This is a genomic window from Tamlana crocina, assembly GCF_012037625.1.
Genome location: NZ_JAAVJS010000002.1, coordinates 202,190 through 220,053, shown reverse-complemented (window position 1 = coordinate 220,053; position 17,864 = coordinate 202,190). Strand labels below are relative to the sequence as shown.

The 17,864-nt window shown below is 35.2% G+C and carries 10 protein-coding genes; all 10 read left to right on the top strand.

Annotated elements, in window-relative coordinates; all coding sequences use genetic code 11:
* Window position 1: 1 nt before the first annotated feature.
* The 10 genes from HC176_RS02305 (at window position 2) to HC176_RS02260 (ending at window position 17,826) form a co-directional block, all read left to right on the top strand.
* The gene (locus tag HC176_RS02305) at window positions 2-1,090 is read left to right on the top strand and encodes a PKD domain-containing protein (protein ID WP_209309637.1); all 1,089 of its coding nucleotides are present in this window, start codon (window positions 2-4) and stop codon (window positions 1,088-1,090) included.
* Window positions 1,091-1,104: 14 nt separating this feature from the next.
* Window positions 1,105-1,809, top strand: coding sequence for an amidohydrolase family protein (locus tag HC176_RS02300; RefSeq protein WP_167916561.1), 705 nt, complete (start codon window positions 1,105-1,107; stop codon window positions 1,807-1,809).
* Window positions 1,778-2,017: an amidohydrolase family protein gene (locus tag HC176_RS20355; RefSeq protein ID WP_167916624.1), complete on the top strand. Its 240-nt coding sequence runs from the start codon at window positions 1,778-1,780 to the stop codon at window positions 2,015-2,017. The genes HC176_RS02300 and HC176_RS20355 overlap by 32 nt, the downstream gene beginning before the upstream one ends.
* Window positions 2,018-2,065: 48 nt before the next feature.
* Window positions 2,066-3,229, top strand: a complete 1,164-nt coding sequence (locus HC176_RS02290) for a glycoside hydrolase family 76 protein (RefSeq protein WP_167916560.1) — start codon at window positions 2,066-2,068, stop codon at window positions 3,227-3,229.
* Window positions 3,230-3,291: 62 nt separating this feature from the next.
* Window positions 3,292-6,039 carry an alpha-L-rhamnosidase gene (locus HC176_RS02285; protein WP_167916559.1) on the top strand — a complete coding sequence of 916 codons (2,748 nt, stop codon included), beginning with the start codon at window positions 3,292-3,294 and terminating at the stop codon, window positions 6,037-6,039.
* A 2-nt stretch (window positions 6,040-6,041) separates the two neighbouring features.
* The gene (locus HC176_RS02280; protein ID WP_167916558.1) at window positions 6,042-9,329 is read left to right on the top strand and encodes a glycosyl hydrolase; all 3,288 of its coding nucleotides are present in this window, start codon (window positions 6,042-6,044) and stop codon (window positions 9,327-9,329) included.
* 47 nt (window positions 9,330-9,376) lie between these two features.
* On the top strand, window positions 9,377-12,637 hold the full coding sequence (locus HC176_RS02275) for a glycosyl hydrolase (RefSeq protein ID WP_245234815.1): 3,261 nt from the start codon (window positions 9,377-9,379) through the stop codon (window positions 12,635-12,637).
* A 19-nt stretch (window positions 12,638-12,656) separates the two neighbouring features.
* Window positions 12,657-14,102 carry an arylsulfatase gene (locus HC176_RS02270; RefSeq protein WP_209309636.1) on the top strand — a complete coding sequence of 482 codons (1,446 nt, stop codon included), beginning with the start codon at window positions 12,657-12,659 and terminating at the stop codon, window positions 14,100-14,102.
* Window positions 14,103-14,121: 19 nt separating this feature from the next.
* Window positions 14,122-15,525 (top strand): sulfatase, encoded by a 1,404-nt coding sequence (locus tag HC176_RS02265; RefSeq protein ID WP_167916557.1) that lies wholly within the window; start codon window positions 14,122-14,124, stop codon window positions 15,523-15,525.
* A gap of 24 nt (window positions 15,526-15,549) precedes the next feature.
* Window positions 15,550-17,826 carry a glycoside hydrolase family 3 N-terminal domain-containing protein gene (locus tag HC176_RS02260; protein WP_245234814.1) on the top strand — a complete coding sequence of 759 codons (2,277 nt, stop codon included), beginning with the start codon at window positions 15,550-15,552 and terminating at the stop codon, window positions 17,824-17,826.
* The last annotated feature ends 38 nt before the right edge of the window (window positions 17,827-17,864 follow it).

Sequence of the window (17,864 nt, the reverse complement as noted above, 5' to 3'; positions counted from 1 at the left end):
AATGCGTTCACTATTTTGTTTTCAGATAATTATGTTTTTTGGTTTAGGTATGCCACAGTCGCATGCCCAATCCAATCGCGATACCATTTACCCTATTTTTCAATTTCCAAAACACAAAATGCCGCGAATAGATGGCGACTTTTCCGATTGGAACTTGGTTCCAGAAACGTATGCCATAGGTTTAGACCAAATGAAAGAATCTATTAATGGTATTGGCTTTAATCTTGATGCAAACGATTTGGATATCAGTGTTAAAGTGGGATGGGTAAAAGACCTGAACCGATTATATTTTTACGTTGAGGTTTTTGATGATTTCTGGGAATTTGAACAACTCGATATTAAACAAGATATTTTTGAATTGGTAGTTGATGCCGATGTTTCTGGTGGTAATTTCATAAAAAAATGGAACGCAAACAAAAAACATATTCCTATTGAAGAATTACATTTTAGAGGTCATGGGGCGCATGCACAGAACTATCACGTTTTTATGCCTGCCGTAAATAAGGACTGGGCCATGGTTTGGGGTAATACGCCTTGGATTAAAGACTTCCCTTATGCCAATGCGGCCTATCAATATAATTTAGAACAAGGAAAATCCGGAACACTTAAAATGGAATTTTGGATTACGCCATTCGATTATGCCGCTATTGAAGGTATCGACCGTTCTGCCGTTTCAAAACTAAAAGAAAATGAAATTATTGCTTTATCATGGTGTGTTTTGGATTATGATGACGAAAATAAGGAAAGAAAGGATTTTATAAACCTAGCGCATAATATTAAAATGATTCATGATGGCGATTTTTTGAATGCTTTTAGGTTGATGCCATTGATTAGGGAATTAGCTCAAGAACTTCAAGCCAATTGGTCTTTTGTTGAGGTAGATAGAGATAGACGAGTTTTCGCTTTTAAAGATGAATCGGTGGGCAACGTTGAAAAGTGGACATGGGATTTTGGGGATGGAACTACATCTAGTGAACAAAATCCGGTGCATCAATACAATATAGGAGACCATTGGACGGTGGTGCTTACTGTTGAAAATAAAGATGGCAAATCCATACGCTCTAAAGTTTGGGATGTGGTTACAAAATAGTTGGAATTACTTTTATGACGATTAATTTAAGAGTATACCTTGTGTTTCTATCGCTTGTGGCATTTGTCACATCTAATTTGGCTCAAAACAATACCGCTCGAATAGATGCGCATATTCATTTGTATGATACCAATCGAGATAGTAGTTATGCCTTTTTAAATAAACAAAATAAAGATACCAACCCAGAGTTGTTTCGTCCGCATTTACAGGAGGCATTTTTAAATGTGGCTACTGCATCTGGATTTAATTATGCTTATGTGGTTGAGGCAAGTACGAGAAGAGAAGATAACTTTTGGTTGTCTAAAATAGCAGATACATCAAAGCACATACTTGGTTTTACAGTAAATTTGAATCCTTTAGATGCCAATTTTGAAAAAGACTTGGATGCCTTAAAAAAAAATTCGAAGTTTCGAGGGGTTCGTCCGCGAATAAAAGGATTGAACTTGTCTGAACCTGAAGTTATAAGGAAACTAATAGCCATAGATAAACGCAATCTAGTTCTCGAGGTGAATAGCCTAAAAGATGTAAATACTATAGCCACGGAATACCCAAATATGTATATTGTAGTCAATCATTTTGGTGGCGGTAAATTAAAGGAAGGTGTATTAGTAAATGAAGAGAATTATAAACAATCACTTCAAGAAATTGCTGCTCATCCAAATGTATATATAAAGATTTCAGCACTGCATACGCTTTCAGGAAAAAAAAATTGCACCTAGAACATTAAAGTATTACAAACCATTACTAGATGCCGCAGTTGATGCTTTTGGTTCAGATAGAGTAATTTTTGGTAGTAACTGGCCTTTATCTGGTTTGCGAGGAACCTACAATAATGCAGTTCAAATTCTAGAAGACTATTGTAAAACTCTAAATGATTTGAGCGAAGAGCAACTATTTTTCAAAAATTTTTACAACATAAATCAATAAAAACGGAATAAAAAATAAAATTTATAATAATCATTGAATACAAATAAAATGAAGAAACTAATTATTTTGTTAATGGTTTTAGTAGGATTGAGCTCCTGTAAAAATCAAGATTTTGATATCGATGCAACCTTAGAAAAAGCAGAAAAACAATTTTCGGTGCTATTAGATTCATCCTATGCCGAAAATAAAATACCAAGAAGTTTAGATGAACACGGAAATATAGATTGGGCAAAACGAAAAATGGATTGGACGCAAGGATTTTTTCCTGGTTCTTGTTGGAAATTATACGAGCATACACAAGATGCAAAATGGAAAGAAGGCGCACACCATTTTCAAAACCTCTTCATCGATGCTAAAGATATTAACACAACCCACGATTTGGGCTTTATGTTTTACTGTTCTTTTGGTGAAGGTTATGAGTTAACCAAAAATGAAGACTATAAACAAGTAGTTATTGATGCTTCAGAATCGTTAATTTCTCGCTATGATTCTATAGTGGGTTGTATTAAAAGTTGGGATTTTGGTAAAGATAGATGGACGTTTCCTGTAATTATAGACAACATGTTGAATTTAGAAATGCTGTTTGAAGCTTCTATTCTAACAGGAGATGATAAGTATAAAAACATAGCAATAAACCATGCGAATACAACACTAAAAAATCATTTTAGAGCGGATTACAGTACTTGGCACGTTGTAGATTACAATCCAGAAGACGGGTCTGTATTTAAAAAATTAACACATCAAGGTTTACATAATGAAAGTAGTTGGGCAAGAGGGCAGTCTTGGGCATTGTATGGTTATACCATGTGCTATCGCTACACAAAAGACCCTAAATATTTAGAGCAAGCCAACAATATTGCTGCATTCATTAAAGCAAATTTACCAGAAGATTTTGTGCCAATTTGGGATTTTGATGTAAAAGACAAACCCATTATGCACAAAGACGCCTCTGCTGCAGCGGTTTATGCTTCTGCATATTTAGAACTGTACACCTATACCAAAAACACAGTTTATAAAGAGTTGGCAGAAAATATTTTAAAGTCTTTAAGCTCTGATAAATACTTTTCTGAATTTGGTAAAAATGGCGGATTTATATTAGAGCATAGCGTTGGTAATTTTCCTAGAAATGGTGAGATTGATGTACCTATCAATTATGCAGATTACTATTATTTGGAAGCACTTTTGCGTTTAAAACATATTAATGAAGAATAAAATTGAAGGTATTAAAGTATTAAAGAACTATCAATTTTTAAATATGGTAGTACATCAAATCTATGAGAATTAACATCATATGCATAATACTTTTGCAATGTCTGCTGTTGGGCTGTAATGAAATATCCAAAAATACAGTTCAAGTTCCAGAGCAGTTGCGAGTTTCTGAGGGATTCCAAAATCCTTTAGGTTTTTATGATGCTACACCTTCATTTTCTTGGAAATTATCACAAACTGTTAAAAAACAGACAGCATACACAATTGTTGTAGCTTCAAATCCTGATTTGTTACCAAATCAACTAGATATTTGGAATTCAGGTAAGGTTACCTCAAATCAATCTACTTTTGTAAAATATGAGGGAAAACCATTAAAATCAAGACAAAATGTTTTTTGGCAAGTTCAATATTGGGATGAGAATAATACCCCATCAAATTGGAGTGAAACAGCCCAAATTGAAATGGGGTTACTGTCCAATTCTGAATGGAAAGCCAAATGGATAAAAATTCCAGACCCAAAACAATGGGAAACTACTCAATATGGTACACGATTATTTAGACCACAATATCTAAGAAACGATTTTAAATCAGATACAGATGTAAAAAAAGCACGATTGTATATTACTTCAAAAGGTGTGTTTCAAGCATACATTAATGGGCGAAAAATTGGAAATGATGTGTTAACTCCAGGTTGGACACCTTACCATAAACGCATTGAAACACTAACCTATGATGTTACTGAAAATTTACAGAACGATAAAAACACCATAGGGATTATCCTCGCTGAAGGATGGCATTCAGGGAGATTTGGACCTAGAAGACGATGGGATACTGTAGTTGCACCACCTCAAGTGATTTGCCAGTTAGAAATTGAGGATATCAAAGGCAAGGTAAAGACCATTATTTCTGATGATAATTGGAAAGCCACTAGAAAAGGCCCAATTAGAACATCAGGATTGTATGATGGCGAAGTATATGATGCGAATTTTGAAATGCCAAATTGGAGTCAACCTAATTTTGATGATAGTACCTGGGAAACTGTTGAAACCGAAGACATCAATCCGAAAACCCAACTATTTCCTAAAAAGCACGCTACTTTAAAAAATAAAATGACGTTACAACCTATTGAATTGATTCAAACAGAAGACAATTCAGTTTTATTCGATTTTGGACAAAATATGGTAGGCGTAGTTCGTTTAAATCTTCCAGTTAAAAAAGGAGATACTATCAAACTTCGGCATGGTGAAATGTTGGATTCAAAAGGTGCATTATTTACTAAGAACTTAGGTTCTGCAAAATCTATAGACTATTACATCGCAAAAGAAAATAAAGTAGTTACTTGGCAACCAACATTTACATTTCACGGATTTCGTTATGTAGAGTTAAGTGGATTTAATTCAGCTTTCAAACCAGAAAAATCTTGGGTAAAAGGATTGGTTCAGTATTCAGATTTTGAAATGCAAGGTGAATTCAACTCTTCACACCCTAAACTCAATCAACTGCATAGCAACATCCAGTGGGGATTACGAGGCAATTTTTTTGATGTGCCTTTAGACTGCCCACAACGTAGTGAACGTTTGGGTTGGACAGGTGATGCTCAAGTGTTTATACCAACTTCACTTTATTTATCAGACACACATGCGTTTTGGGCAGCTTGGTTAACAAGTATGCGAGAAGAGCAATTTTCCAATGGAGGTATTCCTGTTGTTGTTCCAAATTTTACAGGGAATTTTGCACAAGCAGGTTGGTCTGATGCCTGTACCATTGTGCCTTGGGAATTGTATTTTAGAACAGGCGATGCTGGTGTTTTGGAAGACAATTATACTATGATGAAACGTTGGTGTGCCTATCATACTTCCGAAGCAACAAATCACATCAGCCATATGTCTACTGTAGGCGACTGGTTGCAACCCTATTCCCAACAAAAAGATGACAGAAGAGGCGATACTCCAAACACACTAATTTCTACGGCATTTTACGCGCAGTCAGTTAAATTGACAATGAAAGCTGCTGAGATTCTTGGTTTCAAAGAAGATAAAAAGTATTATGAGCAACTTTTAGACTCAATTTCAAAAGCTTTTGAAAACGAATATTTCAATGATGAAGGTCAAATAAAACAACCTTATACACCAACACAAACAGGTTACTTACTCGCTCTAGGGTTTGATATTTTATCACAAGAAACAACAGATAAGGCTATTCATTATTTGCTTAAAGAATTTGAAAATACCGATAATCATCTAAGAACAGGATTTATTGGCACTCCATTACTGGCACCAGTTTTAGATAAAACTGGTCATGCCGATAAATTGTTTGAAATTTTATTCAAGGAAACCTATCCTTCGTGGTTTTATAGCATCAATCAGGGAGCCACCACCATGTGGGAACGTTGGGATGGTTACACGCACGATAAAGGTTTTGCAGATAGGGCATTATCGTTTAATCATTACGCTTATGGAGCAATTGGACAATGGATGTACGAGCGCATTGCAGGAATTGCACCTTTAGAAGCAGGCTATCAGAAGATTTTATTTGCGCCTATGCCTCACTTAAAATTGAATGAGGCTTCAGGGAGTTATGAATCTCAATATGGAAGAATTACGGCGTCGTGGAAATTTATGGATAATGATTTTATCTACAATATTAGTATTCCGCCCAACACGTCAGCAAAGGTTGTACTTCCGTTTTTTAGTGATACAGCAAATTTGACTGTAAATGGTCAAGCTCCTGCATTGACTAAAGAAAAAAATACTGTAGTTATCGATGATTTAATCAATGGAGACTATAAAATTATATATAAAAACACGAGATAGATATGAAATATAAACTGAATTTAGTTTTAATAATATGCTGGTTTGTTTTTGGTGTAACACTTTCGTTTGCACAGGAAAATAAACTTAATGATTTAGAACAAAACTTTAAAAATCCACCAGCTTCGGTTAAACCACGTACTTGGATGCATGCCATTGATGGTAATATGAGTAAAGAAGGATTGACCAAAGACTTAGAGGCGATGCAACGTGTGGGTATTGGAGGTGTTTTATTATTCAATATCGACCAAAAAATTCCAGATGGAAAAATAAAATATGGCTCACCTGAACATCACGAAATGTTAAAACATGCAGCAGCAGAATGTGAGCGTTTGGGCCTAAGTTTTGGAGTGCATAATTGCGATGGTTGGTCTTCCAGTGGTGGTCCATGGATTACTCCAGAACAAAGTATGAAAATGCTGGTTTGGAGTGAACTTCAAGTACAAGGAGGTCAGTTAAACGTAAAATTACCACAACCCACAAAAAGGGAAGACTATTACAAAGATGTAGCTGTTTTAGCTTATCCTTCACTACCTTCAGAATTAGATGATGCTTCCAACAAGCCTATCATTACCTCATCAGAATTAAATGTAAAAACAGATGGTTTAGTTGATAAATTACTTGATGGTAGGTTAGTATTTCCTAAAAAGAAGAATGCACTTCCTTGGTTACAGTATGAGTACCCTGAAGAAAAGACGATACAGTCTATCTTAATTGTTTGTAATCAACGCGACCCAATTGCTACACTGCAAGTATCTAATGATGGGATTAACTTTACAGCGGTTCGAGAACTTTATACAGTACGAACGGGAAAAAGGGAGTGGACTATTAATGATAGCTTTGAGGCTGTAACGTCAAAGTACTTTAGAATAACGTTTGACCAAACAATGTCTTTGCAAGAAGCACGTTTATCCAATACGCAAAGCATTCATAATGTCATGGGACGTATTAGTATGGGGCGCACAGAAGACTCGAATTTGACACCCATTGGACAACCAGAAAAGTCTATGGTTATTGATAAAGGCAGTATCATAAACTTAACGTCACACCTAAAACCTGATGGTTCATTGCAAGCAAAATTACCAAAAGGTGACTGGACGATAATGCGTTTTGGTTATACATCTACAGGAGCGTTTAACAATCCTGCCTCAGATGTTGGTAGAGGTTTAGAATGTGATAAATTTAGCAAACCCGCTTTTAAAACTCATTACGATGCTTTTGTTAAAAAAGTAATTGAGAACACCAAAAAAATAGCACCGAATGCGATGCAATATGCAGAGATAGACAGCTATGAAATGGGAGGACAAAATTGGACCGATAATTATGAGAACTTGTTTCAGAAAAAATATGGGTATAATTTAATAGATGTATTGCCACTTTATGCAGGACGTTTTGTGGAAAGTCATGAGGTTTCTGATGCTATACTTTGGGATGTGCGTCAATTTAACTGTCATTTAATGGCAGAGAATTACTTTGGTTATTTTGCGGAGTTGTGTAAACAAGATGGTATTAAAAGTTATATAGAACCTTATGGTTTTGGACCACTCAATGATTTAGATGTTGGTGCCAAAGCCGATATTAATATGGGCGAATTTTGGATGGGTCGTGAAATGACCATGGTTCAATCTGCGGTATCTGCATCGCATATTTATGGTAAAAATGTGACCTCAGCAGAATCCTTTACATCAAATCCCCAAATTAACTGGAAAGGGCATCCTGCACTAGCAAAAACTTCGGGTGATTTAGCCTGGGTATATGGTATCAACGAATTTATGTTTCATCGTTTTACACATCAAGCCAATCCAAATGTTGCTCCTGGAATGACTATGGGTAGATGGGGTTTTCATTTTGACCGAGTTCAGCCTTGGTGGGATAATGCAGGACAAGCTTGGTTTACTTACATGATGCGTGGTCAGTACTTGTTACGTCAAGGAGTTCCTGTATCCGACTTTTTAGTGTTTATTGGCGATGGTTCTCCAAATTCGGTGTATTTACGTAAAGATTTTGAACCAGCAATTCCAGTAGGCACAAACTTTGATTGTACCAATGGAGACGTGCTTTTCAATCGTATAAAGATTAAAAACAAAACCTTAGTACTTCCAGAAGGGACAACCTATAAATCGTTGGTACTCAAAAATTCTAAAAAATTAAGTCTGTCGAGTTTAAAACGGATTTATGAAATCGCAAAAGCAGGAGTTCCTGTAATTGGCGAGTTACCTGAGCAAGTAGCAGGCTACTTGAACACAACTGAAGAAAAAGCTGAGTTTTCAAAAACTGTAGCAGCTTTAAAAGCCTTACCAAATGTATATGAGGGTTTTGCGTGGAAAAAAATGATGAATAAAGAAAAGATTGTCAGTGATTTTACTGTTGAAGGTCGAGATGATATACCATTTATTCATCGAAAAGAAGAGAAGATGGATATGTACTTTTTCTTCAACCCAGATGACTCTAGGCAACTGTTTGAATGTAACTTTAATGTTGATGGAAAAATTCCAGAGCTATGGAATCTGATGAATGGTGAAATTATAAAAACGGCTCAGTTTAAACATCAAGACGGTAAAACCAAAGTTTGGGTTCATTTGGAGGCTGAAGAATCTGTCTTTGTGGTATTTAAAGAGGCATCAGTAGGTGTACCTACAATTACAGATATTGATAAAATTTCTTCGGCATCTTATGTTTTAACTTCCACTAATGCATTGCAAGAAGAAAAATCAGCAGAAACCATCGACCTAACTTTTAAAGATGAATGGAATGTTACTTTTCCTAACTTAAATTCCGAAGTAAAAAGTTTTAAATTCCCAGAATTGATAGATTTATCAAAACATGATGTTGAAGACATAAAATATTACTCTGGAACTGCTGTTTATGAAAATGAATTTATAATTAGTAGAAAACAACGGATAAAAAACACAATGTATATCTTAGATTTAGGTGAAGTAGCTATAGCAGGAAAAGTTACTGTAAATGGTACTGACTTAGGAGTAGTTTGGAAAGCACCTTTTGAAATAGATATTACTTCGGTATTGAAAAAAGGTATCAATACCATAAAAGTAGAAGTGAGCAACCAGTGGACAAATCGTCTTATTGGTGATGAGCAATACCCAAACGAAACTGGATTTGACCGAAAAGCTGAGGTGATGCCAGAGTGGTTTTTAAACAACGAGCCAGCGCCTTTAGAAAAGCGTTCTACGTTTACAATTACAAATTTTTACGGACGTGATAAAACCTTACTATCAGCAGGTTTAATCGGACCAATCGCAATAAAAACAACCAAGAAAACAATCATAAAATAGTTTTAACTAAACCTATTGAAACAGACACTATAAAACTAACTTTACTCATGAAAAAAATGGCAACTTATAAACCAAAATTATTGCTGCTTCTAGTATTTGTTCTACTATGTTCATGTAATGAATCAAAGAGTCAACAAATTTCAGAACAGAAATTCGAAGTCATCAAATCGGATTTTGTTACACCTTCTGAAGACAACACCATTTGGTGTTATTGGTACTGGATTAACGATGATATCTCAAAAGATGGAATTACCAAGGATTTGTTGGCGATGAAAAAAGCAGGAATTGGTGGTGCTTTAATCGGTAATATCAATCCAGCTCGTAAAGATGGAAAAGTGCCAATGTTGAGTGAAGAATGGTGGAGCCATATGGTACACGCTGTTGTAGAGGGCAAACGTATTGGTGTAGATATTGGTATTTTCAATTGTCCTGGTTGGAGTCAAAGTGGTGGGCCTTGGGTAGATTATACCAAGGCGATGCGTTATTTAACCTTTAGCGAAACCAAGGTTGAAGGTGGTAAAACACTAAGCTTACATTTGAAAAAGCCAAAAGAAAAGTTTCAAGATACGCATACTTTCGCTTTCAAATCTTCAGATGTTGAAAAACGAAGCACACAATTTATTCCTACAAAAATTACTGCTAACTGGAATGATGTTGATGTAAGCGTTTTGTCTGATGGCAACAAGGAAGCAAATACCAGCTTTAAACCAAAAAAGGGAAAACCTTTAGAAATTAGTTTTGACCTTGCTGAATCGATTACAGCACATTCTATAACTATCATCCCAAGTAGGGCCTTTAAGTGTAATATGAGTTTGTTTGCAGTGGTAAATGGTCAGGAAGAACTTATCAAAGAATTTCAGTTCGACCGTTTTCGTATTACACCAAATGTAGCATCTATAGAAACAGGGGATTTCGCAACGGTTTTACCAGGAACAAAAACCGATAAATTCATTCTAAAATGCACCAATTTTAGAGATAGGAGAGGTGGATATGGCTTTGCTGAAATCAACATCTCTGAAGCTCCTGTATTGGATAAATACATAGAGAAGCAACTGGGTAAAATGCATTCCACACCAAAACCTGATTGGGATACCTATATTTTTGGAAGACAAGAAGAATTAAAAGACAAGAGTTTTACAGTTAACCCAGATGAGGTTATCGATTTGAGTGACAAATTAGATGAAAATGGCGTTCTTAATTGGGATGCACCAGAGGGTAATTGGACGATTATGCGAATGGGAATGACACCTACAGGCACAAAAAATGCACCAGCTGCTCCTCAGGGTGTAGGTTATGAAATTGATAAAATGAATAGTGGTTTGGCACAATATCATTTCGACAACTTTGTAGGTGAATTTTTAAAACGTATTCCCGAAGAAAGCAAATCTGCATTTAAATATGTTGTAGCAGATAGTTACGAGCAAGGTTCTCAAAACTGGACAGATGGTTATGAAGTGAAGTTCAAAGAAAAATACGGATACGACCCTGTCCCTTTTTTACCAGTGCTTTCTGGTAGAATTGTTGGAAGTGTAGAATTATCCGAACGCTTTCTCTGGGATTTACGACGTTCTATTGCAGATGATGTAGCCTACGAATATGTAGGAGGTTTGAAGAAAGCAAGTAACAAACATAATTTAAAAACTTGGTTAGAAAATTATGGACATTGGGGTTTTCCTAGTGAATTTATGATGTATGGTGGCCAGTCGGATTTAATTGCTGGCGAGTTTTGGAATGAAGGAACATTGGGTAATATCGAATGTAAAGCATCCTCATCTACAGCACATACATATGGTAAACCCATTACTTCTGCGGAAGCATTTACTTCATCAAGAAGAGCCTATTTAAGACATCCTGCAATGCTTAAAAAACGTGGTGATTGGGCATTAACTGAGGGTATCAATCATTTTGTATTGCATTTGTATATTCAACAACCAGATGATAATAGAAAACCGGGAATGAATGCTTGGTTTGGAACAGAATTCAATCGTCACAACACTTGGTTTAGTCAAGCAGATAGCTATTTTGATTATTTACGTCGTTGTCAACATCTCTTGCAACAAGGTAAATACGTGGCTGATGTTTGTTATTTTATTGGGGAAGATGCGCCTATTATGACAGGAGGTAGAATCCCAGAAATTCCAAAAGGGTATTCTTATGATTATATCAACGCAGAAGTAATTGTAGACAGACTTTCTGTTAAAGATGGTCGATTTGTATTGCCAGATGGTATGTCTTATAAAGTAATGGTATTGCCACCTTTTAAAACGATGCGTCCAGAACTATTGACCAAATTGGAACAATTAGTTGCACAAGGAGGAACAATTCTAGGGCCAAAACCAGAGAAATCACCAAGTTTAGAAAATTTTCCAGCTTGCGATACTCAAGTGAAAGATTTGGCAAATAAAATGTGGAATGCAACTTATGTTAACGGCAAAATGAAAGCAATCTATGGAAAAGGGAAGATTTGGGATGGTTACGAATTATCAGAAGTTTTTGATGAAATAAACCTAGCAAAAGACATTAATGTTGATGCAGAAGCACCTATTTTATGGACGCATCGTAAATCAGCAGAAATGGATATTTATTTCATATCAAATCAAAGTGATAAAAAGCTAAACATAGCTCCAGTTTTTAGAACCGATAAAAGTTTAAAACCACAATTGTGGAATGCCTTAACTGGAGAAATTAGAGATTTACCAGAATATGAAATAACTCCAACAGGAATTAAAGTGCCACTGCAATTTGAAGGCGCACAAAGCTGGTTTATTATTTTTAATAAAGAAGCCAAAACTGATAACGCAACTAATTTTCCAGAATACAAGCCGCTAGTAACTTTAGATAAAGATTTTAAAGTCGATTTTCAAAATAAAGAGATTGGACCAAAAGAAACACTTGTGTTTAACAAACTACAAGACTGGTCAACTTCAGAAAATGAACAAATAAAATTCTATTCGGGTACAGCAACATATAGCAAAACCTTTACAATTGACGAACTTCCTGAGCATCAAGAAATGTATATTGACTTAGGAAACGTATCAGTAATGGCGAGAGTAAAATTAAATGGAAAAGACGTTGGAGGTGTTTGGATAGCTCCTTACCGATTAAACATTTCAGAAGCTATCAAAAAAGGGGAAAACATACTAGAAATAGAAGTAGTAGACTTATGGCGTAATCAATTGATAAGAGATAAATCTCGTGCTGAAGATGAAAAATACACTTGGATAGTTATCGATAAAATCACACCAAAATCGCCTTTACAACAATCAGGGTTAATTGGGCCAGTTAAAATAAAAGTTGCAGAGTATTAATTCAAATTAAAAGTAATCAATGAAAATTAAAATTATAAATCAAATTACGCTTTGTCTGGCATTAATGTTTATGATACTAGGCTGTAAGACAAAGCAAGTAGATAAAAATCAAAAACAACAAGCACAAGAAGTAGTTAAAAAACCAAACATCATTTTTATTTTGGCAGACGATTTAGGATATGGCGATGTGGGCTTTAATGGACAGGATAAAATTAAAACTCCTAATATTGATAAGCTAGCTGCAAACGGAATGGTTTTCACCAATCACTACACAGGGTCTTCAGTTTGTGGGCCTTCACGTGCAGTGCTAATGACAGGAAAGCATACAGGACACAGTACAGTAAGAGGTAACCCAAGATGGACAGCTAGTGGTACCCCTGTAGATATCAATGCAGAGGATGTTACTGTGGCAGAAGAATTGAAACGCGCAGGGTATACCACAGGAATTGTGGGAAAATGGGGCTTGGCAGAAAATTTAACCGATGGTGTACCAAATAAACAAGGATTTGATTATTTCTACGGATTCAATCAGCATTCACCAGCTCATCATTATTATCCGAAAACTATCTTTGAAAATGAGACGCGATTACCTTTAAAAGGAAACGATCCTAAAACCAAGAAAGGGCAGCACATTCATTATTTAATCACTGAAAAAGCAACAGACTTTATCGATAAAAATCATAAAGAACCTTTCTTTTTGTATTTGTCTTATACCATTCCTCATTTTGAATTAACCATCCTTGAAAAAGAAAAAGAGCAATACAAGAATTTAGGTTGGCCAAAACGAAAAATGAAACCAGGGCATTATCGTCATGATGAAGATGGACATATTACCTATGCAGCAATGGTTTCTACCATGGATAGAGATATTGGAAATCTTGTAGAACAGTTGGAAAATCTGGGTGTCGCAGACAATACTTTAATCGTTTTTACTAGTGACAATGGACACGAATACGACGATTTAAAAAATGAATTTTTCAACAGTAATGGTGATTTTCAAGGACACAAACGCGATTTATACGAAGGTGGAATTCATACCCCTTTTGTAGCCTATTGGCCTAATAAAATTAAAGCAGGTTCAACAACCAATCATATCTCTGCTTTTTGGGACTTTTTACCTACAGCATGCGAGTTGGCGGGTATACAACCTTCGGATAAAATTGATGGTGTTTCGTATGCACCAACACTTTTAGGAAATGAACATCAGCAAAAAAATCACGAATATTTGTATTGGGAATTTAATGAGAGAAGAGGCCCAATTCAAGCCGTTAGAAAAGACAATTGGAAAGCAGTGAAATTTGACAAAAAACCTGTTGAGCTTTACGATTTAAATAAAGACATAAGCGAGCAAAATAATATTGCAGAACAGCATCCTGAAAAAGCTAAAGAACTATTATATTTAATCAATAATTCTAGAACAGAACATCTAGAGTTTCCTTTGATAAAAAAGACGCTTAAAAAATAATCATTTGCATCACCTAAATATGAGAATACATCTAATACTATTCACTCTTTTGAGTACCTTGATTAGCTCTTGTAATAGCAAATCAAATCGAAAGCAAAATACCAAACCCAATATCGTTATCATTAATGTAGATGATATGGGTTGGCGAGATGTAGGTTTTATGGGAAGTGAGTATTACGAAACACCAAATATTGATGCGCTTTCTGCTCAAGGTATGGTATTTACAAATGGCTATGCGGCATCAGCAAATTGTGCCCCAAGTAGAGCCTGTTTAATGACGGGGTTATGGACGCCACGTCATGGAATTTACACGGTTAATTCTTCTGAGAGAGGACAATCAAAAGACAGAAAACTTATTCCAACACCAAATACAACCATATTAGCACCAACTCATGCAATCATTCCTAAGGTTTTAAAAAAGAATGGTTATAAAACCTGTCATGCAGGGAAATGGCACTTGAGTCACGACCCCTTAGAATATGGGTTTGATGTGAATATTGGAGGAAGTCATGCAGGAGCTCCAAGAAGCTATAATCCTCCCTACAAAAATGTAAAACTGGAGAAAGGAAAAAGTGAATATCTAACCGATTTGGTAATGGAAAACGCTATAAAATTTGTGGATACTATTTCGTCTCCATTCTTTTTGTACTATTCACCTTATGCAGTCCACACCCCCATAATGCCAGTAGATAGTTTATTACCTAAATACAAAAAAAAGACACCTTGGAATGGTCAAGGAAATGTCCCATATGCCACTATGGTCGATAATTTAGATAGAAATATTGGGTTGCTCATTAAAACATTAAAGAACAAAAATCTTTTTGATAATACGTTAATTGTTTTTACCTCAGATAATGGTGGTTTGTATGGTATCACCAAACAAAAACCGTTACGAGCTGGAAAGGGGAGCTACTACGAAGGTGGTATTAGAGAGCCGTTTTTCTTTGTGTTAAACGATAGAATTAAACCAAATGTTAAGAGTGAAGTGCCCATATCTAACATAGATATATTTCCAACAATTTTGAAATATGCTGGAGTGAAAAATTCTAGTTTAGCTTTAGATGGTAATAATCTATCTTCAATTTTAGAAGGAAATGAAGACAAATTAGAACGTTCCTTATTTTGGCATTTTCCCATTTACTTGCAAGCCTATAACAAAAATGAGAATGAGAACAGAGATCCATTGTTTCGAACGCGTCCTGGTTCTGTAATACGAAAAGGCGATTGGAAATTACATTATTATTTTGAAGACGATGGTATAGAATTGTACAACTTAGCTGAAGATATTGGAGAATTAAATAATTTGGCATCTGCAAAACCAACTAAAAAAGAAGAATTATTAAGCGATTTAAAAAGCTGGTGGAAAACAACCAATGCTCCAATACCTATTGAATTAAATCCAGAGTATATCAACGAAAAATAACCCTATTTAAAATTTAACTGAAAAATGAAGTTTTTATCAAACTATAACACACGTATTTTATCAATTATTTTGATGATATTACCATCAATAATTACCGCACAAAAATTAACCTATAAAGACGCTTCTCTACCAATTGAAGAAAGAGTAAGTGATTTATTGAGTAGAATGACCGTTGAAGAAAAAGTTGGTCAAATGTTAATGTTTGGAGCTCATAGGATTACAAAAAAAGGTGCAGATGGAGCCTTGGTTATAACCCAATGGGGTAAACCACATTTATCAAACAGTTTAGGTGGTATAAAATTTCCTTTTCAAGAAGAATCTCCTGAAGAATCTGCAAGACTAAATAATGAACTTCAAAAAAAGATTATAGAATCAAATCGATTTGGAATTCCTACGTTATTTGTTGGAGAAGCCTATAATGGTGTAGATGCTAAAGGATGTACTGTTTTTGGTCGCCCACTTAATTTAGCAACTTCTTGGAATTTAGAACTTACGCATGATGTTTGGAGTGTTATTGGGCGCGAATCTCGTTTAAGAGGTTGGCATATGGTACATTCACCAGTTGGAGATATTGCCAGAGACCCTCGTTTTGGAAGAATGAGTGAAGGTTATGGAGAAGATACTTATTTAACTACAGAAATGTTAGTCGCAGCAGTAAAAGGTGTGCAGGGTAGTTATGATAAAAGCGCTCCTAATACGACACATATTGGCGCCGTTGTGAAGCATTTTGCTGGGTATAGCCAAGTGGTTGGTGGTCGTAATTTTGCTGCTGTAGAGGTTTCTCCTCGTGTTTTACGAGATGAATTATTACCTCCTTTTAAAGCGGCAGTTCAAAGAGGGCATGCTTTAGCCATAATGCCATCTCATGGAGATATTAATGGAGTAGCAAGTCATGGAAATCCATGGTTATTAACAGAATTGTTACGTAATCAGTGGGGTTTTAATGGTTATGTGGTATCTGATGCTTATGATGTTGGACGTTTAAATTTTTTAATGAAAGTAGCAGAAAATAAGGAAGAAGCTGTAAAACTTGGTTTAAAAGCTGGAGTGGATTTAGATTTATATAGTGAAGACGTTTATGTACTTCTTCCAGAAATGGTAAAAAAGGATCCAAGTTTACTGCCTTACATTGATAGAGCAGCAGCAAGCATGTTACGCACAAAATTTATTTTAGGACTTTTTGAAAATCCATATATAGATGCTAATGAAACAAAGAAAGAAGTGCGTTCTAAAGCTAACCTTTCGCTAGCAAAAAAGATGGATGAAGAGTCTTTAATTTTATTAAAAAATGAGAATGATATATTACCTCTAAGTAAAAAAACACCTCGTAAAATAGCTTTAATTGGTCCTCTTTTAGGTGAAGAAACAGTAAATACTTTTAATAAAATAGCCGGTAAAAAAGTTTCTTTTGTTGCAGAAAAAGGATATGAATTAACAAACAGAAATACGAAACATCCTGAGTTAACACCAAGAAATGACAAAGCTCTTGATAAAATGGTAAATCTTGCTAAAGATGCTGATCTTTCCATACTTTTTGTTGGAGGAGATCGTTTTACAGCCCAAGAAGCAACCTTTTTTAAATGGGTTATTGGAGATCGTGCCACAATTGAACCTGTTGGGGAACAAAATGAGTTAATTCAAAGAGTAAAAGCTTTAGGCAAACCTGTTATTGTGGTGTTAAAACACCGAAGAACGTTGGCATTTAACATTATAAATGAAAATGCTGATGCTGTTTTAGATTGTTGGGAAATGACAGAATTTGGCGATGAGTTAATCGCAAAAGCATTGTTTGGAGAGTTTTCTCCTTCAGGGAAATTACCTGTAACGGTGCCACGTACAATTGGTCAAATTCCTTACCATTATAGTATGAAAGAAATTAGTTTCTTTAAAGATTATTTATTTTTAGAATCTGGACCATTATATCCTTTTGGTTTTGGATTGAGTTATACCAAGTTCGCATATTCGGAGCCTAAATTATCAAGCGATGTTTTAGAAAGAGATGGAATCATAAAAGTAAGTGTAAATGTTACCAATACCGGAAAAGTTACGGCTAAAGAAGTGGTGCAAATGTATATTAAAGATATGTTTGGTTCGGTATTGAGACCTGATAAAGAGCTAAAAGGTTTTGAAAAAATTGAATTAAAACCAAATGAAACAAAAACGGTTGAGTTTACAATTAGACCAGAAATGTTAGTTTTTACAGGAATAGAAATGAAACCTGTTTTAGAGGCTGGAGATTATGAAGTTATGATTGGTACGTCTTCTCAAGAATATAAGAAAACATCATTTCGATTAAAATAACAGCATTCAAAATAGAATTAGGATTTAGAATTAAAAAA

What these genes read in the sequence shown, in the direction of transcription:
- HC176_RS02265 (WP_167916557.1), top strand. Translation starts at nt 14,122, where the DNA reads ATGAGAATACATCTAATACTATTCACTCTTTTGAGTACCTTGATTAGC.
- HC176_RS02290 (WP_167916560.1), top strand. Translation starts at nt 2,066, where the DNA reads ATGAAGAAACTAATTATTTTGTTAATGGTTTTAGTAGGATTGAGCTCC.
- HC176_RS02285 (WP_167916559.1), top strand. Translation starts at nt 3,292, where the DNA reads ATGAGAATTAACATCATATGCATAATACTTTTGCAATGTCTGCTGTTG.
- HC176_RS02300 (WP_167916561.1), top strand. Translation starts at nt 1,105, where the DNA reads ATGACGATTAATTTAAGAGTATACCTTGTGTTTCTATCGCTTGTGGCA.
- HC176_RS02260 (WP_245234814.1), top strand. Translation starts at nt 15,550, where the DNA reads ATGAAGTTTTTATCAAACTATAACACACGTATTTTATCAATTATTTTG.
- HC176_RS02305 (WP_209309637.1), top strand. Translation starts at nt 2, where the DNA reads ATGCGTTCACTATTTTGTTTTCAGATAATTATGTTTTTTGGTTTAGGT.
- HC176_RS02280 (WP_167916558.1), top strand. Translation starts at nt 6,042, where the DNA reads ATGAAATATAAACTGAATTTAGTTTTAATAATATGCTGGTTTGTTTTT.
- HC176_RS02275 (WP_245234815.1), top strand. Translation starts at nt 9,377, where the DNA reads ATGAAAAAAATGGCAACTTATAAACCAAAATTATTGCTGCTTCTAGTA.
- HC176_RS02270 (WP_209309636.1), top strand. Translation starts at nt 12,657, where the DNA reads ATGAAAATTAAAATTATAAATCAAATTACGCTTTGTCTGGCATTAATG.